17 protein-coding genes and 1 pseudogene are annotated in these 23,540 nt (G+C 57.6%); 11 read left to right on the top strand and 7 right to left on the bottom strand.

All coding sequences use genetic code 11. The features are described 5' to 3' along the window. The first annotated feature begins 345 nt into the window (after positions 1-345). Together DPM35_RS32675 and DPM35_RS29855 are read left to right on the top strand one after the other, a co-directional pair. Entirely contained in the window at positions 346-1,032 is a 687-nt protein-coding gene (locus DPM35_RS32675) for a transposase (protein ID WP_181592222.1), read from the top strand. A gap of 303 nt (positions 1,033-1,335) precedes the next feature. Beyond that, positions 1,336-1,641: a DUF982 domain-containing protein gene (locus tag DPM35_RS29855; RefSeq protein WP_112131077.1), complete on the top strand. Its 306-nt coding sequence runs from the start codon at positions 1,336-1,338 to the stop codon at positions 1,639-1,641. 229 nt (positions 1,642-1,870) lie between these two features. On the opposite strand, the gene DPM35_RS29860 is transcribed toward DPM35_RS29855, so the two are convergent. From DPM35_RS29860 to DPM35_RS29870, 3 genes are all read right to left on the bottom strand, one after another. After that, positions 1,871-2,899, bottom strand: a complete 1,029-nt coding sequence (locus DPM35_RS29860) for an LLM class flavin-dependent oxidoreductase (RefSeq protein WP_112131078.1) — start codon at positions 2,897-2,899, stop codon at positions 1,871-1,873. A 139-nt stretch (positions 2,900-3,038) separates the two neighbouring features. Beyond that, entirely contained in the window at positions 3,039-4,133 is a 1,095-nt protein-coding gene (gene hisC, locus DPM35_RS29865) for a histidinol-phosphate transaminase (RefSeq protein ID WP_112131161.1), read from the bottom strand. Between the two features lie 466 nt (positions 4,134-4,599). Then, positions 4,600-6,030: a dicarboxylate/amino acid:cation symporter gene (locus tag DPM35_RS29870; protein WP_112131079.1), complete on the bottom strand. Its 1,431-nt coding sequence runs from the start codon at positions 6,028-6,030 to the stop codon at positions 4,600-4,602. A gap of 255 nt (positions 6,031-6,285) precedes the next feature. Here DPM35_RS29870 and DPM35_RS29875 point away from each other — a divergent pair, with 255 nt between their 5' ends. The 9 genes and pseudogenes from DPM35_RS29875 to DPM35_RS29915 all read left to right on the top strand — a co-directional run bounded on the left by DPM35_RS29875 (position 6,286) and on the right by DPM35_RS29915 (position 19,055). Beyond that, the gene (locus tag DPM35_RS29875) at positions 6,286-8,127 is read left to right on the top strand and encodes a sensor histidine kinase (RefSeq protein WP_245431707.1); all 1,842 of its coding nucleotides are present in this window, start codon (positions 6,286-6,288) and stop codon (positions 8,125-8,127) included. Beyond that, positions 8,124-9,497: a sigma-54-dependent transcriptional regulator gene (locus DPM35_RS29880; protein ID WP_112131081.1), complete on the top strand. Its 1,374-nt coding sequence runs from the start codon at positions 8,124-8,126 to the stop codon at positions 9,495-9,497. Before DPM35_RS29875 ends, DPM35_RS29880 begins: the two co-directional genes overlap by 4 nt. Positions 9,498-9,805: 308 nt before the next feature. Beyond that, complete coding sequence (locus tag DPM35_RS29885; RefSeq protein ID WP_112131082.1) at positions 9,806-10,837, top strand: LacI family DNA-binding transcriptional regulator; 1,032 nt, start codon at positions 9,806-9,808, stop codon at positions 10,835-10,837. A 499-nt stretch (positions 10,838-11,336) separates the two neighbouring features. Further along, positions 11,337-11,480 (top strand): annotated as a pseudogene (locus tag DPM35_RS33195) (hypothetical protein); the annotation flags it as partial. Between the two features lie 118 nt (positions 11,481-11,598). Beyond that, complete coding sequence (locus DPM35_RS29895) at positions 11,599-12,348, top strand: carbonic anhydrase (RefSeq protein WP_112131083.1); 750 nt, start codon at positions 11,599-11,601, stop codon at positions 12,346-12,348. A gap of 1,001 nt (positions 12,349-13,349) precedes the next feature. Then, on the top strand, positions 13,350-14,534 hold the full coding sequence (locus DPM35_RS29900) for an MFS transporter (RefSeq protein WP_181592223.1): 1,185 nt from the start codon (positions 13,350-13,352) through the stop codon (positions 14,532-14,534). Positions 14,535-14,804: 270 nt separating this feature from the next. Next, positions 14,805-15,812, top strand: coding sequence for a saccharopine dehydrogenase C-terminal domain-containing protein (locus tag DPM35_RS33400; RefSeq protein WP_425373433.1), 1,008 nt, complete (start codon positions 14,805-14,807; stop codon positions 15,810-15,812). Then, on the top strand, positions 15,703-17,058 hold the full coding sequence (locus tag DPM35_RS29910) for a SidA/IucD/PvdA family monooxygenase (RefSeq protein WP_112131086.1): 1,356 nt from the start codon (positions 15,703-15,705) through the stop codon (positions 17,056-17,058). Before DPM35_RS33400 ends, DPM35_RS29910 begins: the two co-directional genes overlap by 110 nt. Next, positions 17,055-19,055, top strand: coding sequence for a class I tRNA ligase family protein (locus DPM35_RS29915; RefSeq protein ID WP_181592225.1), 2,001 nt, complete (start codon positions 17,055-17,057; stop codon positions 19,053-19,055). Before DPM35_RS29910 ends, DPM35_RS29915 begins: the two co-directional genes overlap by 4 nt. Before the next feature lie 404 nt (positions 19,056-19,459). On the opposite strand, the gene glmS is transcribed toward DPM35_RS29915, so the two are convergent. The 4 genes from glmS to DPM35_RS29940 form a co-directional block, all read right to left on the bottom strand. Next, a complete protein-coding gene (gene glmS / locus DPM35_RS29925; RefSeq protein WP_112131089.1) occupies positions 19,460-21,283 on the bottom strand; it encodes a glutamine--fructose-6-phosphate transaminase (isomerizing) in 1,824 nt (607 codons plus the stop codon). A gap of 167 nt (positions 21,284-21,450) precedes the next feature. Continuing rightward, positions 21,451-21,702, bottom strand: a complete 252-nt coding sequence (locus tag DPM35_RS29930) for an acyl carrier protein (RefSeq protein WP_112131090.1) — start codon at positions 21,700-21,702, stop codon at positions 21,451-21,453. After that, a complete protein-coding gene (locus DPM35_RS29935; protein ID WP_112131091.1) occupies positions 21,687-22,454 on the bottom strand; it encodes a sulfotransferase in 768 nt (255 codons plus the stop codon). Before DPM35_RS29935 ends, DPM35_RS29930 begins: the two co-directional genes overlap by 16 nt. Positions 22,455-22,748: 294 nt before the next feature. After that, positions 22,749-23,537: an ABC transporter permease gene (locus tag DPM35_RS29940; RefSeq protein WP_112131092.1), complete on the bottom strand. Its 789-nt coding sequence runs from the start codon at positions 23,535-23,537 to the stop codon at positions 22,749-22,751. Between the last annotated feature and the right edge of the window lie 3 nt (positions 23,538-23,540).

Consider the following 23,540-nt stretch of genomic DNA (forward strand, 5'->3'; position numbering starts at 1 on the left):
TTCCTGGCGTAGATCGCCGAAATCTGACGTGGCATTAGCCTCATGGACGAAGTCGCAAACGCTACGCGCTTGGCGCATAGCTGGCCCAAGACCTATCGTTTTGCAAACGGGGCTTCCGGTCGACGCCGCCTTATCTTGAGCCAAGTTAGGGTTTGCAGTTTCGCTCACGTTGCAGCCATTTTCCTCGCGCGGTGGCCTGCGCTCAGCCTACTTGCGAGCACTGGCATGATCGGTGTCACTTGCTCATCGAGGGAGTTTTACGATAAAGCTCCGCGCGAATCAGCAAGCGCCACGAGCTCCGAGCGGCGACTTCATTCTTCTATTCGTTCTTATCGGGAAGGAACTATGAGGCGGCAAACGCGACCATTCACCGTGGAAGTCAAACAGAAGCGCCGTTATCAAAAAACTGCCCGTTCCATCTGGGGCGATTTCGACATCGCCGCGGCGATGGCCGAAACAACAGAGGAACTCCAGAAGATCCAATTGCCAACTCGTCAGCTTGTTGACTCTACTGTCGTGGTCCTTGATGCTGAACCTTTGCATAAACCGCAAATGGAGAATTTCGTGGCAAATCGCCTGGAAACCGAAACAGCAGCAATTCATAGGGAACCCGCAGCCGAAGCTGAGACACCGAAACCGAAGGTGAGAACGCCGCGATCGAGGAAGCCAAAGGCCGAGCCGAGCGCGCCTAACCGGAAGAACGGCGCAAGACAGATATCCGCGACCACTGAAGCAGCGCCATCGGCACGGACAGGCCGCAAGGTCTACTCTGCAAAGGAGCGCGGCCAGAAGCTCGCTCAAATCGAGACGTTGATCGGCGGCGGCGCCACTCTCAAGAGCGCGGTGAAGCAGGCCGGCATCTCGGAACAGACTTATTATCTTTGGAAGAAAGCGACGGCGCCTGCAGCGGACAGCGACGAGCTGAAGGATCTCGTTGCGCTCGAGGAAGAAAACAAGCGGCTGAGGAGCCTGCTTGCGGATCGTCTGCGCAAGGAAAACGCGGAACTGAAGAAAAGGCTTGGGCTGAATTAGTCCAGCCTGAGCTCGAGGCTTCGTATATCGGCACGCTGCCAGGCTAAGCCGTTCCGTCCTTGCTGCTCTGCGGCGACCGACCGGTTGGGCATTACCCTTCATAGGCGGCGACTAGAACGTTGAACATTGTCACCGACGTGGCCATTTGCGGCAGCAAACTGGTGACCGATATGGTTCCTCCCGAGGATGATGGTTTTTCCTCTTGAAACGTCATCGGGCTGACAACACATTCTGCAATGGTCGGCACGTATCGATGAGGCCCGCCTCACAAGTCGGCTGTTCAGCATGTCGGGAGGAAACGAAATGAAGGCGCAGGCCTTTGGCAGCCCTATTTTCGTGAAGCGTGCCGCTTATGTCGTGCAAGAGATTGCGAACCTCGAGGACGCCATCGATTTTCTCGATGACTGGCCCGATGATCGCAGGGACCTGATCCACGAGACTGCCCTTAAAGCGTGTTGTGATGCCTATGATGGTCACAAGCCCTTAAGTGCGGCCCGCGCTGCCTTTTACGGCTTTGCGAAGCGGGCCGCCATATTGGAAGATCCAACCTCAGCGATGCAATGGATTGCTGCCTGCAAGACGGGCAGTGGTGTGAACAGCGACAGTTGAGCGAGGGCTGGCTGGGGAACCTGGGACAATGTGGTCCCGTGAAGTATCGCGCACCAGAAACCAGTTCTCATCGTCGTCTGTAAACGGCGTCCGAGCTAAATAGGCAGGCGTAGCGATGATGGGGTCGCCATGCGGCCACGCGCTGCCAGGCTATGGTCTGCCAGCGGGGTGGTCGCTGGTAGACGCCGTGGGCGACTCCTTCGAGCCGCCCTACGCCACGGATTCATCCTCAGCCAAATCGGGTCATGATTTCAGAATGAATCGTCATTGCCGTGTAAAGAGACGCTTCCAGTGGCAAATCCCCAAAGGCGAGCTGGCAAAGAAGATAGTTGGCCCCAGCCATCTCCAACTGACCAAGAAGAGCGTCCCGCACAAAAGCTGCCGTTCCCGCTACACACAGTTCACTATCTACCGCCGCTTCGAAGGTCAGCGGCAGGTTTGGTGGAGTCGGGATGCCATTGAGGTCGTAAAGAAACTTGAAGCTCTTGAGCCATGTTTCATAAGCAGGTACCGCGATCGAATAAGCATGCGTGTCAGAACGCCCAATCACGATCATGCGCAGCAATCCCAGTAACGACGATGGATTAGCTTTGTCAGTGCTTTCCTTCCGCTTGGCGCGGAAGGCGTCGGTGACTTTGCGGACGGAGGAGCTATGTCCTACGCACGCGAGGTTTGCGCCGTTCGCGGCGGCCCAACTTGCCGATTCGGGTCGATTGGTGGCGACCCATATCGGCGGATATGGGCGCTGATGGGGTCTAAGCGTCAAAGGAACGCTATTCAGCTCAAAGTGGCGGCCTCGATAGGATAACTTCCCGCCTTTCATGGCGGCGATTACGATTTCGCTGGCTTCCGAATAACGGCCTGGCACCGCGTCCGCGCCAATCCCAAAATAACTCAATTCGGCTGGGAGAGAGCCTCGCCCCATACCGAGCTCCACTCTCCCACCACTCAACTGGTCGAGCATACAGATCTCTTCGAAAGCCCGAAGCGGATGGTAAAGCGTAAGGAGCATCACCAGCGGACCCACACGCAGCTGCTGGGTGCGCTGCGCAACGCTCGATAGGAAGAGATTTGGCGACGCACCTCTCCCATGCGGGGTGCAGTGGTGCTCCGCGAGATGATATGCATAAAAGCCGAGGTCATCGCACGCCTCCGCCAGCTGCAGGCGATCGGCGTATTGTAGGCCGATGTCGCGACCGTCCTCATCCAAGTGATCGAAGATTCCGAATGTTGGCTTCGAAGGAAAGACGTCTTTCACTCTATTGTCTCCGGATTTTGGCGCGGAAGGTACTTGCTTCGGACGAAGACCGACGCGATCAGAGCCGGACAGATTTTTGCCAAGCAACCGCTTTCCGCGGAACTGTAATTATTGGTTATACAGGTGGCTGGAATCCTACCTACTGCTCTGGATCATTTACTACTTTAAAGATCTCAGACAGCAGTATGTCCATTTGCGCGCTTGTGCCTATGCTTATTCTTATGTGTTCATTCAAGCATGGCTCGGAAAAGACGGCGACGAGTACCTTACGCCGTTCCAAAGCTTGCTGCCACCATCTACCGTTTCGTCCTGCCGGCACGCGGGCTAGCAAGAAATTCGCATGCGAAGGCGTTACGCAAAATCCCAGTTGGGAGAGCGCGAAGGACACACGCTCCCGCTCCCGCTTGATGTGTCTATGGTTCTCTTCATAGGCGTCGCGATGCGCAAGGATGCTGACGCCAACCGCATGGCCGATCACGTTCATGTTGAAAACATTTTGGATGTTGCGCAGCCTTCCAATGATTTCGGGATGACCCAATCCAAAACCGATACGAATACCGGCGGCGGCGTAGCTTTTTGAAAATGTCCGTAGGAGCAGAATATTGGGATAATGATGGATAAGGCGCAGGCCATTATCCGGGGCGAAGTCGACATAGGCCTCATCCAGAACGATCAGGCGATCCGATTGGGCCGCTAGGCGTTCGATCTCGGCCACAGGAACGAATGTTCCACTTGGATTGTTCGGATTAGCTAGAAGAATGAATTTGGCGCCTTCTGCGGGACCAGAGAGCAATTCTTCTACCGGCAGAACATCAGATTGACCGCATTCGATTTCAAGAAATTGAGCTCCCTGCAACATGGCGAGTTTGCGATTGAACGAAAAGCCTGGCGATAGCATCGCCACGCTGTCGCCAGGGGCTAGGAAGGCTCTGTAGATGAGTCCCAGGAGTTCGGAGGATCCGTTTCCGGCAATCACCTGATCTTTGGTGAGGCCATAGGCATCAGCCGCCGCTTCCCTCAAGCTGATGTTGTCGTGCTCTGGATATAGATACTGCTGCTCAAGGGCAGCAATTGCACTTTGCATTACGACTTCCGGCATCGGAAATGGATTCTCGTTCGTATTTAGCCTGACGCAGCTATCGTCCAGCGAATGGCGATCGGACGGCAAAGGCTCCAGTTCCCTTGGCACCTGCGAAAACGACGAAAGCACGCTTTTTAGTTTTGTTCCCGACATATCCTCTCCAGTTGACTTGAGGGCGCAATTATCGACCCTCAACTTGCTCGAATTCACCCCGCCCGCCAATTTCGCTGCACTAAACGTATTTGTACGAATAACCCATCTTGCGATTTTTTTGAGTGGCACGCGAGTATACTATATATTTCTCGAGCTATACTTCTCTCACGGCAGCCGCTGGCCGTTTGTTCATAGACGTATTGGAGATTGGTTGCGAACCGGCGTTGATCTGTGCCAGATTGCTTTTCGGCCACGGCTAATGAGGCGCCACTGTATTGCTACCCCTCGCGTCGATAGCCGGCCAGGACCTCCCGGTCCCCGTGCTGGTTTTCCCGGGGTCGACTCGTTTGAATCTCCATGGTCGACACTGTGCCGGTGAACAGGGCTTCAGGTGAAAACCCGGCGCATATTAATGTACGTTGTTTGGTCAAGCGCGATTGGGCTGCTTTTAGCGCCTTTGTTTTTATCAATCCGCGAGTCCTCGCTTATTGTCTGCGGCTCGCCCGTGCTGTGCTGGTGACCGATCAGGCGAAGAGACGATTCGCAGCGAGGCGACCTCACCCGGCGGCTGCGCGACGGGTGGCTGGCCGGCCAGTGTCTCGGTAAGATGATGCCCTGCAAACGCGGCTTTCAGCTGCGCCTGGTCCAATTCGCCTTCCCAACGGGCGACCACGAGCGTTGCCACGGCATTGCCGATGATGTTCGTCAGGGCCCGGCACTCGGACATGAAACGGTCAATACCGAGGATCAAAGCCATACCAGCCACGGGAACGGACGGCACCACAGATAGCGTAGCGGCCAATGTGACGAAGCCGGCGCCGGTCACCCCCGCCGCTCCCTTGGAGGAAAGCATCGCAACGAGCAGCAATAGGATCTGATCGCCGATCGAGAGATCCGTATTCGTTGCCTGGGCGATAAAGAGGGCCGCAAGCGTCATATAGATGTTGGTGCCGTCCAGATTGAAGGAATATCCGGTCGGAATGACGAGGCCCACGACTGAACGCTTGGCGCCAGCCTTCTCCATCTTCTCCATGAGAGTGGGCAGCGCGGCCTCCGAGGAGGACGTTCCAAGCACCAATAGCAGCTCTTCCTTGATGTATCGGATGAGAGAAACGATCGAGAAGCCATTGTAACGGCAGACCGCGCCGAGAACGATGAACACGAAGAGAAAGGCCGTGACGTAGAACGTCCCGACCAGCATTGCGAGATTGACGACGGAGCCGATGCCGTACTTGCCGATTGTGAAGGCCATGGCGCCGAACGCGCCGATCGGGGCCGCCTTCATCAGGATGCCAACGAGCGCAAAGACCGGCACGGTTAGTGCCTGGAGGAAGGAACTGATCGGCTTACCCAGTTCTCCGACCATCGCAAGGGCAATGCCAAACAGGACCGAGAAGAAAAGGACCTGAAGGATGTCGCCATCAGCGAAGGCGGCCAAAATCGTGGTCGGAATGATGTTCATCAGAAAGCCCGTCACGGATTGCTCGTGGGCCTTTGCGGCATAGGGATTGACGGCTTGGATATCGAGAGAGGCCGGATCAATGTTGAGGCCGGCGCCCGGTTGAACGACATTGGACACGATGAGGCCGACGATCAGTGCCAGCGTCGAGAAGGTGAGGAAATAGACCATCGCCTTGCTGGCAACCCGGCCGACCTTTTGAAGGTTGTGCATGCCGGAGATGCCGGTCGCGACTGTCAAAAAGATCACCGGTGCTATGATCATCTTGACGAGTTTGATGAAGGCGTCGCCAAGCGGCTTCATGTTTTCGCCGGCTTCGGGGTAGAAATGGCCGAGCGCGACTCCCAGGGCGATGGCGGCAATCACCTGCACGTAAAGCCGTGCATAGAAGGGCTTGCGGGGCGCGACATTCGCGTTGGGGACCTGTGGGTTCAACATCAATCTCTCTCCCAGACCGGATCTCGGCACCGCCTCTCCTTCCGGGTTTTTCCCGATCGCTGCGCTCCGGTCGAACGCTGCTGTGCTATTCGCCGCAAGCCCTGTGCCAAACCGAGAGGCCGAGCGGATCGCGCAATTTCGGATCTTTTCGACCACGCTGTGTGTGAATTTCCGCACTTTGTAGTTTCATCTGGCGAAATCCAGCACTAGGGTCTGGAGAACGCGCTAGCAGACGACGGCATCAGCGAGGGTGGCTTGCATAAGGCCCCGTTCAGTTTCCTTGGCAGATCGGGCACCGGCAGATTTCTCTGGCTTGCGGTTTTGTTTGCACTCCTCGGTCCGGGCCTCAGTTTATTTGTTTTTGCAGCCGGCCGTATTGCCGGCACCAAAGCTGAGTCAGACCTGCGCGACCGTGCTCTTGCCGCGCGCCCGCTTGCAGCCGACACGTTGAAAGGAGACGTCGAGAAGCAGCGACTGATTCCTCGCGTCTTGGCTCGTGATGGTGCGGTCCAGGAGATGCTTCGCAGTCCGGGCACCGGTGGGGAAGCTGCGCTGGATGACAAGCTTCGAGCCATCGCGCGTGACGCCGCCTCTTCAGTCATCTACGTCATCAACAGTAAGGGAACGACGGTTGCTGCGAGCAACGCCGGCGAGCCCACCAGTTTTGTCGGCCGCGATTACCGTTTCCGTCACTACTTCGTTGAAGCGATGGCGAGTGGCATGGCCACGCAATACGCGCTTGGTACCGTCAGCAAGCGCCCCGGCCTCTTCTTGTCGAGCCGGATCGATGGACCGGAGGGGCCACTCGGCGTCGTCGTGGTGAAGGTCGAGCTCGACCGTGTGGAGTCGAGCTGGCGCGAGAGCGGTTTCGTGGTCTTCACGAGCGATGAGCGCGGCGTCGTCCTTTCGACCAGCGTGCCTCAATGGCGTTTTGGCGCTCTTTCCTCTCTTTCCGAGAAAGAGGCAAAAATCGCCCGCGATCATCTGCAGCTGCCTGGCGCAACGTTCGAGCCCGTTCCGCTTTCGCACCGCGGCGGCAACCTGGTCACCGCAAGTACCGCCGACAAGGCAGCCGGCTTTGTCACGGTTTCGCAGGATCTCGGCAAAGTGATCCCAGGTTGGCGGCTGTCACTGCTTATTCCTGCCGATGCAGAGATTTCCGCGGCGATGATGACAGCCCGCGCGACAGCACTGCTTGCCGTCGTGCTCGTTGCATTTGCCGTTTCCGTTATTGTGCGACGGCGCCGAGCGATCCGACAACGGCAGGACGCGCTTGCGCGTATGAACGCGGAACTGGAACATCGCGTCAACTTGCGTACGGCAGAGCTCCGCCGCTCGAACGAAGCGCTCGCAGCTCAGATAGCCGAGCGCGAGAATGCCGAGGCAAGGGTGCGCCGATTACGTGATGAACTCTCCCAAGCGAATCGCCTCTCAATTCTCGGACAGATCGCAGCCGGAGTTGCTCACGAGATTAACCAGCCGGTCACAGCAATTCGCACCTATGCCGAAAATGCTTCACGTCTTCTCCAAGGCGACAGGCCGCACGAAACCGCTGGGAATTTGAAATCGATCATCGCTATAACGAGACGTATCGGCGCGATCACCGAAACCTTGCGGTCGTTCTCCCGCCGCGCAACCGGTTCCATAGGGCCAATATCGGTGGAGGAGGCGATCGACGGGGCGCTTTCGCTCCTTTCGGGCCGAATCCGCGAATCTGGCGTGACGATCGAACGGCAACGGACAGATCCGCCTCCGATGGTGATGGCAAGTTGCGTTCGGCTGGAGCAAATTCTGGTCAATCTCCTGCAGAACTCGCTAGATGCCCTGAAGGGCCTGCCGGAGCCGCGGATTGAGATTGCACTTGCTCAGAACAAGGAAACAGTCAGCATTTCGGTTCGAGACAACGGTGCCGGCCTCGCCCCTGAAATTCGCGAGAGCCTCTTTATGCCATTTAGCACAAGCAAGGAAAAGGGGCTCGGTCTTGGCCTGCTTATTTCAGAGGAAATCGCCCGCGAGCTCGGCGGCTCGCTGCGACTCGATGCCAGCCACGAGCAAGGGATGACTTCCTTCACCATCGAATTGAGGCGTGCCGAATGAGTGGCGAAAAAGGGCCTGTCATCTTCGTTGACGACGACGAGGATCTGCTGCCCGCTGCAGGGCAGATGCTGGAACTTGCCGGCTTTAGCCCTATCGTCGTCAATTCCGCCGAAGCCGCACTCGCCAGAATCGACGAGAACTTCAATGGTCCCGTCGTCAGCGACATCCGCATGCCCAAAATGAACGGGCTTCAGCTCTTTGACCGGGTGAAAGCAATCGATCCGGACATCCCTGTTGTTCTTATCACTGGGCACGGCGACATCGAGCTCGCCGTTGCCGCCATCAAGGACGGCGCTTACGATTTCATCTCCAAGCCATATGAGACCGACCGGCTTTTGGTGACGCTAGACCGCGCTTCCGAAACCCGGCACTTAGTCCTGGAAAATAGGCGCCTCAGGGATGCGGTCGTCCGATCGGCGGGCGAGATGCCTCTCCTAGGGAACGCGCCGAGTATGACCTGGCTGCGAGAAACGATCCGCCAGATCGCCGATACGGATGTGGACGTCCTTGTAGAGGGTGAAACCGGCACGGGTAAGGAGGTGGTCGCGGATCTGCTTCACCGCTGGAGCAGACGAAGCACGAAGCCGTTCGTGGCCTTGAATTGCGGCGCGCTGCCCGAAAGTGTTATCGAAAGCGAACTTTTCGGCCATGAAGCAGGCGCGTTTACCGGCGCGCACAGGCGCAGGATCGGTCGCCTCGAATACGCGAATGGCGGCACGCTATTCCTCGACGAAATCGAGTCCATGCCGCCTGCGCTCCAGATTAAACTGCTAAGGGTACTCGAGACCCGTCAGGTCACGCCACTCGGAACCAACGAAATCCGCAGCATCAATGTTCGTGTCGTGGCGGCGACGAAGGTCGATCTGAGCGATCCAGCCGCCCGCGGTGACTTCAGGGAAGATCTATATTTCCGCCTGAACGTCGTGACGGTCCATATCCCGCCTCTTCGCGAGCGACGCGAAGACATCCCGATCCTCTTTGCGCATTTTTTGGAACGCGCGTGCAAACGCTTCGGCAAGCCAGTGTGGGAGATAACCGCGGCCGTGCGTAATCATCTCCTGGGCCATGATTGGCCCGGCAATGTCCGCGAACTTGCGCATTTCGCGGATCGGGTTGCATTGGGACTTGAAGGGGTGCCGAATTCGCTGCCTGGAAAAAGAGACGCCGAATTAAGCCTCTCTCTTTCCGAAAAGGTTAGTCTTTATGAGGCGACCGTCATCCGCAACGCATTGCGGGAATGCGATGGCGACGTGAGGCGGACGACCGCGTTTCTGCAGGTGCCCCGCAAAACCTTCTACGACAAGCTGAAACGCCACGGAATAATTCCAGGCGTGTATCGAAGCAGCCCCGATTGTTCGAAATCTTCTTGAACTGGCCCGTCGCGGAAAGGCTGCAGTGGGCTCATGGGGACCGGGAAAATGAAAGCTGCTTGCGCCCAATATACACTTGATCCGTGCGGATAAGTGAGGGGCGCGGTCTTGGCCGCATATCTGCTTTTTCGGTCGATGCGTGCTCATGCAGTTGCGGCGAACTGCCAACGAGCACGCGCTGTAGTCGCCGAATTCGGCAAAAAAAGGATCTGCTGCGACATCGGCGCCATCAACGCAGACTGACACAATCTGTCAAATTCCGTGACCCGTCCTCTATGTTCCTCATGACTTCCTGCTAGACTCGAATCATGACTAAGCGCCCCACAATTGCAGATCTCGCCCGCGAAGCCGGGGTTAGCGTAGCGACCGTCGATCGGGTTTTGAACGGTCGTCGATTGGTGAGGGAACAGACCGCACGACGGGTCTGCGAGGCGGCCCGGGCCATCGGCTACAACGCAGCTGGTCTGATCCAGCAGCGCACGCAGCGGATTTTGCCGGAGTACCGATTAGGCTTTATTCTCAGAATGCCGGCCGAGCATTTCTATCAGGATTTCGCGCGAGAGATCAAAGCTGCTGTCAGCGCGGCACAGTCCTTCCGGGGCATTCCAGTCGTTGAATTCGCGCCATCGCATAGGCCTGGCGAGCTGGTCGAGTTGCTCGAGGACATGGGTGCTCGCTGCCACGCGATCGCAATGATGGCACCGGATCATCCAACCGTCACGGCAGCTGTCGAAGAACTCAAGTCGAACGGAACCCCGGTTTTTTCGCTACTTTCCGATTTTGCCGCCGGCGTGCGCGAGGGCTACCTGGGCCTCAACAATCGCAAGGTTGGACGGACGGCCGCCTGGATGTTTTCCAAAGTTGCAACAAGGCCGGGCAAGGTGGCGGTCTTGGTCGTCAGCCATCGTTTTCAGGGCCCCGAATTGCGAGAAACCGGCTTTCGCTCATACTTTCGTGAGAAAGCGCCGATGTTCGAGGTGCTGGACACGCGCGTGAACCTCGATACACGGCAAACCACCTACGAGGCCACACTCGATGTCATACAGCGCGAATCCGAACTTGTCGGCTTGTATGTCGCCGGCGGGGGCACGGAGGGCGCCATCGCTGCGCTCCGGGAAGAGGGCGAAGGTCGGAATCTCCTCGCAATCGTCAACGAGATCACGCCAGAGTCGCGGGCAGCACTCGCGGACGACATCATTACGATGGCGGTTTCCACCCCCCTGCGCCTACTTTGCCAGGAGTTGATAACGCTGATGGCCAAGGCAATCGAGACAGGCACCGCAGAGACGCCATGGCAGACGTTCTTGCCGTTCGAGATTTATCTGCCGGAAAACATTTGAGGCAAACTCGCTCTTTTGAGCGCCTCGCTACGACAGAGCATAACGACAGAACTCCGCCATATCCTCATCGAACGTTCATCGACCCTGCTCCCGTATTCCTCTCGTTCGGCCCTCTCCGCGAGATGAAACCGGAGAGCCGCATAACTGCGCAACCAAACCATCACCAAGGCTGATGTGAGGAGCTTGCCCACAAAGCCGCACCGCGGCCATTTGATCGTCGCGAAATCAGAAAGCCGCACTCAAGGCGCGGTTCGGCGGGCGAGATCGAATGCCTGGAAGAATGACGATTGGATGTGCAACAGCCTTCGAACTGCCAGCGATCGCTTCTGCAATAGGTGACACAGAAAGTCGCCGTTCAATCGTTATGCAGCCGCCATACAATCCACCGTGTGGATGAGTTTTATCGAAACAATTGATTTTTCGAAATTTTCGAAATGGGGCAAATCTCGATCTGACTGGTTCAAAGCACATCGAGCACACGTAAGCAAATGGTCCTCGAATGCGTGGAAATGACAGTCGGCCAATACCGCCGAAGCCATTCGCAACTTTCGATCTCTTGAATCAGGTGGCCTTGAAGGCTGGCGGAGAGGTCGTTTCTTATCACGACTTTCTGTGCGACGGCACGATATGCAAAACCGAGATCGGCGACAAATTCCTTTACCGGGACAGCAGCCACCTTTCCTATGAAGGATCAGAGATAATGCACGGCCCCCTTTTTTCAATTGGAAGAGCATCAGTCTGCGTAAGGAAGGAAAAGCAATATGCATCGTCGTCACCTGATCAAAGGGGTCGTTGCAAAGGGCGCTTGCCTCATCTGTGCCGCGGCCGCGCGCGCGGATGGGGCCCATTGGGGATATACGGGTCAGGAGGGGCCCGAGCACTGGGCCGATCTGGACAGGAAGAATTTCGCTTGTTCGGCGGGTACGCAGCAATCACCCATCGATATTACCGACGCCGTCAAGGCCGACATGCCGCGTATCGCCGTAGATTGGCAGAAGGGCCGGCGCAAGATGGTGAATAACGGCCATACCATTCAAATCAATATGCCGGAAGGCAGCACGCTGACCCGTGGGGATCGCACTTTCGAACTGATCCAATTCCATTTTCATGCGCCAAGCGAGCATCGCGTAGCCGGCAAGAGTTTCCCGATGGAAACGCATTTCGTCCACAAGGACACAAAGAGCGACAGCTTTGGTGTCATGGGCGTCTTTCTGATACCAGGCGCGACAAATGCTAGCTTCGCAAGCGTGGCAGCGGTCTTGCCTGCGTGGCCAGGCGCGTCAATGGCCGTCGATATCGATCCCACCGGGCTTCTCCCGGCCTCGCTGAGCTACTGGACCTATGAGGGATCATTGACGACGCCGCCCTGCACCGAGAACGTCCAATGGATGTTGGTAAAAGAACCGGTAGAGGTCGACGCTGCGGATATTGCCCGATTTGTCTCGCTCTACCCCCAGAACGCACGGCCGATCCGTTCCCCTAATCGGCGCTTCATCCTAGGCTTCGACTGAGGCAGTAACGAACGTTGGCCCGCAGCGGAGGCGGCCGCAGAATGCGACGGCCGCCTTTGTTGCCGATCCCGATGAAGATGAAACGGCCGAACATCGCGGCCGAGATAACCGCAATGCAGGGCGATTTCGTTAGCGGGTCAGCGATGTGTCATATGCACCGGAGTGCGTTTCATCCATGACTCTTCGGGCCCGGGCGTGATCGCCTGCCAATACATAGGGCGCTGCTCTATTGGGTAATATAAGGCATCGCCACTGGGCGACAGGAGCCCCGGCCAGATCCGGGTCGGCATCGAGCCCACCACTCATCCCAAATGCGGCATCCCTTAGTCTCGGCGCGTTAGCGGCTTTGCGGTGGAGACCCGCTTCCGGATCGGCAGTCGAGGCGTGCGTGTCGTCCGACCGCTTATAGCCTTTGGAGGTACTACCGCTGTTGCGCCCTCACCGGCATAGAGGCGTGTTCACAGGCACGTTCCGCGCTGCAGCAACGGCATCATGCGGTCCCGCATCTTGCGGCCAGGCCAGCCAGAGGCGCTACCCCCTCACTCCTGTACGACAGTTGTGACTCACCGGCGAAGCCAGGGCATAGCGGTCTCAACGTTGCCCCCCAACAATCTTCTGTCGGGTTTGTCGAGTTCACGATAGAAGCCACTTTCAGCCGATCTCTTGCTTTGCCTCAGGCTAATCGACTGAAAAGAACCGACAAAATTCGTTCTTCGGCTCGATCGTTCAAATTGGCACGAATCTTGAGCATCTCCGTTGCCAAGCGGGCAGCAGCAGACGGTCGTGATTCATGTCGCGGGTAGCCACGATAGATTGAAGCAAAGCGATGCTCTGCGGTCGCGCACGCGCTCCTCCTAGCAAGGTGTGTGCGCACGGAACGGCCGAATAGTCTTCGAAATGCAACATCGCCCACGCGGAAGCAGCGTACAAACTTCATGGGATGAGAAATGGACGCTTCCACTATTTCAGTCGTCGGTACACGTCTTGCGCGATATAGGCGCATGTTCGTCGCTGAGAGATGCCTGATTTCCTTCGCAATGGGCATCTTTGCACTGCTTCCAGTTTACCTGTTGTCGATTGGACGAGACGAGATCTTTTTTGGCTCGATCTCAGCAGCAGGCATGGCGACCGCCATCTTAATAGTCTTGATCAGTCCCTCGCTCGCCCGGCAATTTAGCGTGCGTAGGCTTGCACCTATCGGCGGGCTTCTCTATGCAGCAGGCTGCGCGACCATCCTCGTAAACGAGTTTTCGGGCGTGCGCGCGACACTCCCCTACTTCCTGAGCTACATGCTGCAATCGGGCGGATGGGCGCTGCACTTCACCGTGGGCTCGATCTGCATTGCCGCCCTCTCAACCGATGCAGACCGGTCATCGAGCTTCATGGCCTACTCTGCATTCTCAACCCTAGGGGTAACCTGCGGACCTCTGCTAAGCAGCGTCCTTACCCGCTTCGCCGGTTTGGACACGCTGGACATGTTCATTCTGGCGATGCTTGCGGCGACGGCTGGCTCCGCATTTTCATCGTGGGCAGCGCAGCGTGCGGCAAATATCCGCGACGCCGATATCCCCGATAACGCCTCGCTCGCACGCGATCTCTTCACTCTCCTCTTCAGCAATTCTGCAATGTTTTTTGTACTCGTACTGCTGTCGGCAAGCATTTACACCACGTTGATAAACTTCCAAGCGCCATTTGCGAACAAATTCGGTCTCCGGTATGAAATATTCTTTGGCTCTTGGGCGATAGGAGTAGTCAGCTCCAGGTTTGCAATTGGTCCGCGCGTGAGCCGTGGTGCGGCCGACCGGATCTTGCCGCTACTCCTGGGCGGGATGGTCATTTCGCTTCTCGGTTTCCACTACTCTCCGGGCCATCCTGTTATTTACGCGGTGGGATCACTGGCGACCGGCATAACCTATGGGCTATCGTATCCCCTGATGCAGGCAGAAGCTGTCCGCGTGACTGCGCCGCAGTCACGAACTTTGGTGCAGATCATCTTCAGTCTTTCCTATTTCCTTGGCCTGTATCTCTTCCCTTTCGCCGCCGGCATCGTCTCAGTTCACCTAGGATACAATACACTGACGTTGTTAATTGCCGGCCTAGCCCTACTGCAAACGGCTATTGCTCTGCTTGGCTATCGCGCGACCCGGCGCAAGCCGGCTTCGACGGTGGCCGGCAACAAAGGCTGAAGCACGATGTGCGGGAGGTCCCACGTCGTCATCGGAGCCGGGCCAGTCGGCCGAGCGGTGGCCCTGCAACTTGCGGGCCAGCCGGACTCGTTGGTTGTGGTGATTGACAGGAGCCATTCTGTGCTTTCCGCGGCGCAGGGGCTTCTGGGCGAGATCAAAAACGTCCGCTTCGGCGTTTCATTGGCTCCATGCGCGCTCTCAGCACGATCGCTGATCATGGCAACGTCTTGGAATGACTGCCGAAATCTGGTCGGCACACTTGTGCACCAAATGCACGAGGCAGGTCTACATACCCCTATTATTTGCGTCGGCAGGCCGGGCCCCGAGGATCCAGACATTGCCCGGGTGCCGCCTAACGGTCCGCCGGTGGTCTTAGGAGCGGGGCTCGAACCAGGACTGGTTGAATCGTTAATCTCACTGACAGCAGCTGAACTAGACGGCCTAGAGAGCATCGTAACTCATTGCGGAGGGATTCCCAGAATTCCGGAACCTCCGCCGAACTATGCTCTCGCTTTTGGACGCAGGCTGCCCATAGAGCAGAGACCTGCGTTGGCACGGCTCAATGGCCGAGCCGTAACACGAAATCGATTCGAAAGCGTGTCTTCGCTGTTCGTGGAGGGTGTCGGACTTCTTGAGGCATACGATGACGCAATGGTTTCGTCGACTGCCGCAAGCACTCATCTCAGCATTCCGACCCTCCGACAATTGACTGTGCGATGGCCGGGCTTTGCGGATGGCGTTCGGATGTTGCATCGGCTCGGGCTGCTGTCCGACGAGGAAATCGAGATCGGGAGCGCGCGCCTGCGGGTCAAGGACGTTACGGAAGCGCTTTTAACTCGCCGGGACCCAAGCGAACATGGCGACCAGGTCATCCTTGATGTGGCCATTGAGGATCGCCATCGCAAACTTGGCCGCTGGACGTGCATCCTTCGTTCCGCACTTCAGGAACGAGGCTTCTCAAGCATGGCTATCGCGACCGCGGTTCCAGTGGCCGCAGCCGTGGAATGCGTCACGCGCAAACAGTTGCGGGGCGCCATACACCCCGGTGAAGCCCCTCTCGCAGAAGTCGCCTCGACGGCCCTCGAGCAGATGAGGGGAAGCCGGATGGCTGTCTTAGCCGAGCGCGCAACTGGGCTGTTGGAAACAAGCACGATTTTTGGAGCCGATCATGCAAAGGCGGAAAACACTGCTCGTGGGCAGCGGACCAGCAAACCTTGCACTGCTGACGTGCCTGAAAGAATGGGGTTCATCAGTTCTGGGTTCGCTGGAAGTCCTTGAGCGCCGCGACAGTGCAGAATGGCACCCAGGCATTGCTTTCGAGGATTCAAAGCTCCAAGTGTCCCTGTTCAAGGACCTAGCGTTCCTGAGGAATCCCGCAAGCCCATTCACTTTTTTCTCGTTCTTGCATGACAGGCAGCTTCTCTATCACTTTATTCATACGAAGGATCTATATCCTTCAAGGAAGCTGTTCTCCGACTATCTGGTCTGGGTAAGCCGGTTTTTTGCGAACAAGATTCGTTTCGGCAAGGAGGCAGTGGAGATCAGGTTCCGCGAGAAGCCGTCGGGAACCCAAACCCTTGTCATCACGGTCCGGGATGTGTCGAGCGGAGACGTTTCGGAAACCGAAGCTGACGACGTGGTCGTGAGCCTTGGGCATGAACCGTACCTTCCCGAAGAACTGGCCGTCGATCCCGGCCGCGTGGTGCATTCAAACTTCTTCCTGTCCCATGCGAACGAGGGAATGATCAACGCGAACGCTCGCGTTGCAGTCGTCGGGTCCGGGCAAAGCGCCGGCGAGATAGTCAGATTCCTGCTTCAGCATCGGGAAGTATCGGAAGTTGTCGTCGTGTGCCGGCGGCACCTCTTTGAACAGACCGATGACAACCCGTTTGTAAATGACTTCTACACCTATCCGCACTCGCTAAAGTTCGCGAAGCTGCCACCCGAAGATCGCAATAGGTTCCTTACCGACACGAGGAACACGAACTTCTCCACCGTCACCAAGGACGTCCTCAAAAGCATCTATGACCTTCGCTTCGAAGACCAAGTGTGTGGACGCGATAGGCTCAGGCTGTTCCCGTATACGGAAATCACGGCGGCCAAGCGCGTTGAGAATAGCCTTCGTCTTCACCTTCGCGGAATCGGAAGTCGGCAAGACCTGACAACGCTTGAGGTCGATCTTCTGGTTTGCGCGACGGGCTTTTCAAACCGTCGCCATTTATCCTTCCTCCAACCGCTGCAACCGCGAACCGAAGACGCCGGCCTCGTTATCGACGAATCCTTCGAAGTGGGACTCGGTCAGACGGCAGAGTTGCGGCGCTCCGGTCCGAGACCTCGCATTTTCCTCATGAACCACTCTTTTGGCCTTCGGGGCCTAACGGAGCACACGCTCGGCGGTCTGGCCGAGCGGGCGGCGGTCGTGGCGAAGGCGCTGCAAAACGGGCGCTTGCTTTCAACCCCTCCGGACCGCCCAGATATGTTGCCAGCTGAATGCCCCCCGAAATTCGAGAGTGGAACGAAATGATCTATCCGCAAATAATAGATCTCAAAAATGAAGCACGTGCGGTCCCTATCTCGATTGATGGCGGCATCGTCAGGCATGATCCCTTCCCAGAAGGGGGTAACGTTTCTGTACGTCTGTTGAAGTTCAGTCCAGGCGCGACCACTTGCCGTCACAACCACGGGGAAGTCGAATTTTGGACAGTGATCTCTGGCGGCGTTCGAATTCACCTGGACGAGAAGACCTTCCTGCTGCTTGGCGGAGAGAGCATTAGGATTGATCCGCTGCGCAGGCACAGGATTGAGGCTTTGGACAGCGGTGCCGTCATGCAGACGGTGTGGTGGCACAGCCGCGCGTCGTTCGAAGAGGCGATTTCCACGAAAGAAGCGACAGCAAAAGACAGACCGTTGTTGCTGGTCCCCGCGATGCTTACTCCGAATGGGCACATGCACATAGGTCATGCCTCAGGACCGTTCCTCCACGCGGATGTGTTGCGCCGAATTGCTGAGTCAGGCGGCCGAGAGGTCTTCGTGCTGCAGGGCACGCACGGTCATCTTGAGCACATTGCAATTGCGGCCGACGCTGCAGGATTGGAATACTACCAGCTCGCCGAGAAAAATACGGCTTCTTTCCAGGAGGCTCTGGAACGGCTCAATGCAGTCCCGGATATTTTCCTTGGGACAGAGCCAGACCGCCGCGGCAAGGCTGTCGTTCTCGAGGTCTTCAAGCGACTTTGTAGCAAGGGCCTGATCGCTGAAAGAGAGCATTTGGTCCCATATGACGTCGAAAGCGGGCGCTTCAGGGTCGACGCCTGCGTCCACGGCAAATGTCCCTATTGCGGCGGCTATGCCTCCGGCCACGAATGCGAGGATTGCGGCGCGCTGGTCCTCGATGCCGAACTTCAGGATGCGGTTGATCTCGACGGGCGTTCCCTGGAACGTCGCCCCCTGAAGCGCCTTTTCCTGAACCTCGCTCCAATGCATGGCGCGCTCGAATCCTTCGCCTCGCGGTCCTTCCTGCCCATTTACGCCAAGCACTACATCGAATCCTGGCTGAGCCGGGGGCTTCCGGAAGTCTGCATCTCCAATCCCAACCGAGAGGGAATCCGGATTCCAATCCCGGGATTTGAGTGTCAGCGGTTCAACATCACCATCGAACACGTGCCTCGGCACTTGCTTGCCTTAGAAATGATAAGGGAAAAGAGCGGATGCCCTGCGTTGTGGTACCAAATTCCGCGGGACGAGATGCCGGAGGTGAACATTCTTTTCGGGGCGGACAACGCCTTCGGACGTCTGTTGGTCATTCCCGGTGTACTTTCGGCGCTCGACCTGCATGAGATGCTCCCTCGACGGATCTTCGTAAATCAGATGCTCACGCTCGATGGGAAGAAGTTCTCAACATCACGAAATCACGCAATCTGGGTGAACGATATCACTGCAAAAGAAGCCGGCGAGCCGCTTCGCTTCTACTTGTGTCGCCGACGCCCGGACGGTTCTGTCGAGGACTTCTCCCTGAGTTCTTATGAAAGCTGGAAACGGAATTTCTGGGACGGACGGCTGTTAAGATCGACCTGGAAGGCTAACCAGGTCATCGGGCGGGTCGCAACTGACGAGCTCCCGTGTCCTGGCCAGTGGTCAGCCACCGACATTGCGTTCCTGGCGGAGTGCAGACGCTTCAACGCAGAAGTGCGAGCGCGTTTTGAAACGGATTACCCGGACGTACGCCAGCTGACACGTGCAATCGAGGCGTTCGTCGACGCAATCGACCGCTATTCATGTTCAGTGCTGCACGTTCCAGCCGCGGCGAAGGAAAACGAGGCGCTTGACCGGACCGCGGCCCGCGCGGTGACCTTCGCGCTTGTCGGACTCTGTGTCGCGGCCTACCCGCTCATACCTGATTTCGCCGTCAGCATCGCAGGAAGTCTTGGGCTAGGGGTTCCCAAGCTCAGCTGGTTGGACCGCGACTGGATGGCCGAGCCAGTGCGTCTGCCTGTAAGCAATGACGCCAGAGGCGGTCAATAGCGGATCAAAAGATTTCGGGCGCACACCGCAGCCACTTTTCGAGGATCAGCGCCGGGAAGGCGGCAAGCGAGGAAGTGCGTCGAGGACTCGTCCGAAACGGACGCCGATGTCGGTCGGGCCCTGTCGCGCAGGGGGCGACATACCTTTTAGGGAAGACCCCAAAGTTGTCATTTGGCGGCGTAGCCACCCCGGCGCAGTCTGAAGCGCCCGCCGGGCAGCCCCGGTTGTTGTGCAAAGCCATAGATCTCCTCAAAGGGGAGCGCTCCATGAGCCCATCGTCGAGCACGGCGAGCGCGCGCCATTGCACCTTGCACGTTCCCCAGCCGGGCTGGAAGCCGAAGCGCACGGTGCCGTCCAAGTTCCGCCAGGGTCTTGCTGAGGGCAAGCAAGCGGACAACCGACGCTCACTCTACGGTCACGGACTTCGCGAGATTGCGCGGTTGATCGACGTCGGTACCCATGAAGACGGCCGTGAAGTAAGCGAGCATTTGAAGTGGCAGCGCGTAAACTATTGGCGCGATGAGGTCGGGCGTGTCGGGTAGCACAATCGTTTCGAAAGCCTTCACAGAAGCCTGTGCTGCACCCTTTCCGTCTGTGATCAGGATAATCTTGCCGCCACGGGCCGCGACTTCCTGCATATTCGACACCGTCTTCTCGAACACCCGGTTATGCGGGGCGACTACGATTACTGGCATTGTCTCGTCGATTAGCGCGATCGGACCGTGCTTCAATTCACCCGCCGCATAACCCTCAGCGTGGATATAGGAAACTTCCTTCAGCTTCAGCGCACCTTCCATTGCGAGCGGATAGTTGGTGTCGCGCCCGAGATAAAGGACATGGCGGACCTGGGCGAGCTCGTGCGCCACTTTTTCGATGTGGCGCTGAAGCTCCAACGCCTGGCCTGCGAGGCGCGGCGCATCGCACAGCTGCCTTATCAGTGCTTTTTCTTCCTCGCGCGTGATGGTGCCGCGAGCGGCAGCAGCACGAGCGGCGAGCGAAGCGATAACCGCGAGCTGGCAGGTAAAAGCTTTGGTCGAGGCAACGCCGATCTCCGGGCCGGCAAACGTTGGAAAGACGACGTCCGACTCTCGTGCCATCGTCGATTCCCGCACATTGACGACGGAGGCGACCGAAATGCCCGCCTTGCGGCAGTAGCGTAGGGAAGCGAGCGTGTCGGCCGTTTCGCCGGACTGCGAAACGAAGAGTGCGGCGGCGCCCTTCGCGAGGGGGATGTCGCGGTAGCGGAATTCGGAAGCGATATCGATGTCGACCGGTAGCCGCGCGAGCCGCTCGAACCAGTATTTGCCAATCAAGCCTGCGAGATAGGCAGTGCCACAAGCGGAAATAGTCAAGCGGTCGAGCTTGGCGAAGTCGAACGGCATGTCGAGCGGCCGCCAACTCCCACCGGCAAAGTCAAGATAGTGCGCGAGTGTATGGGAGATGACCTCCGGTTGCTCATGGATCTCCTTCTCCATGAAGTGCCGATGGTTACCCTTATCGACGAGAAGACTCGTGCCGATCGACTCCTGCCGTTGCCGTTCGACCGGGTTGCCATCGAGATCGAAGATCTGCGCCTGATTCCGGCGCAGGATGGCCCAATCGCCATCCTCGAGATAGGTAATCGAATCGGTGAATGTTGCCAGGGCGATCGCGTCCGACCCGAGGAACATTTCCCCTTGACCATGGCCGACGGCGAGCGGCGGACCGCTGCGCGCGCCAACGATGAGGTCCTCGTCACAGCGGAACATAATGGCGAGTGCGAAGGCGCCTTCGAGCCGCTTGATCGCCCTGTGGGCCGCCTCGGGTGGGGCAGCACCGCGCTTTATCTCACGCGACACCAAATGTGCGACCACCTCCGTATCGGTTTCCGAGCAAAATTCGTAGCCGTCGCGAATGAGTTCGTTACGCAGTTCGGCGAAATTCTCGATGATGCCGTTGTGGACGATGGCGACATCGTCTGAAAAATGCGGATGGGCGTTGGTTTCGTTCGGCGCTCCATGCGTTGCCCAGCGTGTGTGGCCGATTCCTATCTTGCCGTCCAACGGCTCCGCCTGGAGGCGCCTCTCCAGATTAACGAGCTTGCCTTCCGCTCGGCGGCGCACCAGCACGCCAGATTCGATCGTGGCCAGGCCGGCCGAGTCATAGCCGCGGTATTCCAGTCTCTTCAAAGCATCTGCGATAAGCGGCGCAACTGGAGCTTGCCCAATTATTCCAACGATCCCACACATTGATTCAGGTCTCTCGCTTCACTGAAAAGGAACGACTAGGAGACAGGCGCAGTACTGAAGGGAAGCCTCGATGGCATAGGCTTTCGCCAGCCCGGTCATGAATGAAGGCACGGGCAGATATCGCCCATGGTGATAACGATGCGCAACCGGGCGTGCTTGAGAGATCATTACTCGTTAGCTGCGATCAACGGGCGCGTCGCCTCGACGATGTCGTCGACATTGCTGGGCTTGTTCCGAGCCTCGGCTGTGTCCAGCACGATTTCGCTATCGTAGGCCTCCTCGATATCTAACATGATCTCGGATAATTCGAGCGAATAGATGCCAAGATCTCCGAGCTGGGTCGCGACAGTAATTTCGTTCTCGGTGTCCGCGCGAGCTTTTGTCTTTTCGATAATCTCGGTTGTCAGCTGATCGCCCACTGCCCTTCCCCCTCGCCGACGTCAAAGAATCTCGCGTAAGGTCCGTGCGCGAAGTGGCGGCGCAACTCATGAAAATTCTCGATCGTTTGCTCTAGCGGTCGCGTTTCCTGACGCTGAAGGGCCGCCGTACCGGAAAGTGGAAGCGCCGGAACGCCCAGGAAATCCCAAATCGCTGCCAAGCATGTGTCAGGTTCGCCCAGAAGGCACTCGTACTCGATTTCAAGCATATTGCTCTTCGCGAAGGAGTGTGCGACCCGAGCGTGGAAATCGTCAGCAGCCTTGAAGTATGCCTCGCAGTCGGCGGTCGATAATCTAACTCGCGGCGGCGGAGCATCATTGTCCGACCTGAACTTCAGCCATTGGCGCGTTTGCCTCGCCTGTACCAGCGACCGGAGCGATTGCAACGTGTTTTCCCGAACCACGAGAATGACTTTGAGGGCCGGCCAGCGTGTCAGTTCGGCGAAAAAACCCGGACGATCATGGAATTGAGGTTCATTGACCTTGCAGCCGACGTGCGTCACCTTTTTGTCGCTCTGCGTGGGATAGCGCAAGTAGGCAAGCTCAAGAAGCTCTCGATCGCTGCGAAGCAGACGATGTTTATCAGGCCAAGTCGTGGCATATGGATTGAGCAGCTCACCGTTGCTCAACACATTCGGATGCGCGTTCAGCAATTCTTCCAGGTAGTGCGTCCCAGTTCTCGGCATGGCTAGGATCACAAATGGCGCAGGCGACGGTATGTGGCTGTCAGTCATTGCGTGTGTTCCTAACCATCATTAGTCGCGGCGGTTCGAATGGCGCTTAGGACGAGATGCTTGAGCGCCGTCCTCGGCACCGCTTCGCTCGAGGATGTTCGCGACCGATCGGTTCGCATTTAAGCAAGCCTTGCAATCGAAGGAGGGATAGCGCTGCGGGCTGCGCTGACGGGGGCGAGTGCAACGCCTCGAGCCGGGTTGAGGATGCGGCAGCATTCAAATCCGTTCCTGGGACAGCGAGATAATCTTTGCCAAAAGACCGATACTCAAAACTACGGCACCGACGCAGTAGCGTCAGCTCATCAGACGCCGGCGAAGCAGCGCCGCCGATAAAAAGAACGGCAAAACCGCGTAGACGCAAAGTGTCACAGTATGCAGGCCGAGGCTTTCAGCAGGGCGGCCAAGCATCACTGAGCGGATCAGGTCGACCGAGTGAGCCAGAGGCAGGAAGGACGCTATCCGCTGAAAAGCGCCTGGCATCTGGCTAACCGGAAAGACGGCTCCGGACAGGAACAACATCGGCGTGAGAACAAGCGTCTGGTAAAACACGAGAAAGTCGTAATTGGGCGCAAGCGCCGTAACGATCATAGCTAGACTTGCGAAAGCAAGGCCAGTCAGGGCGATGATTGGCAGTGAATAGAGAATGGATGACCACTCTGCATAGCCGAGCGTGACCGCAACCAGCGTAATTGCCGTACCGGCCAGAAGGGACTTGGTCCCAGCCCAAGCTAATTCACCGAGTACGATATCGCCGAGCGTGAGCTGAGTGCACAGCATCGCTTCCCACGTGTGTTCGCCTCTCATGCGAGCGAAAGTCGAGTAGATCGTTTCGTAGGTCGCAGAAGTCATCGCGCTTACCGCGGCCATGCCAGCCGCCAGAAAAGCCACGTACGAAGTGCCTTCAACACGACCTATCATTATCCCTAGACCAAAGCCGAGAGCGAACAACGAGATCATCGGCTCGGCGAGGTTCCCGAGAATCGCCGCAAGTGCAATCTTCTTCCAAGCCAAATAATTGCGGCGCCATACTGCAACCCAATTCCACGCGTTGGCGGGCATCGCGGCCATATAACCTTCGGTCATCGT

Origin of the sequence: Mesorhizobium atlanticum, from assembly GCF_003289965.1 — a bacterium.
GTDB lineage: Bacteria > Pseudomonadota > Alphaproteobacteria > Rhizobiales > Rhizobiaceae > Mesorhizobium > Mesorhizobium atlanticum.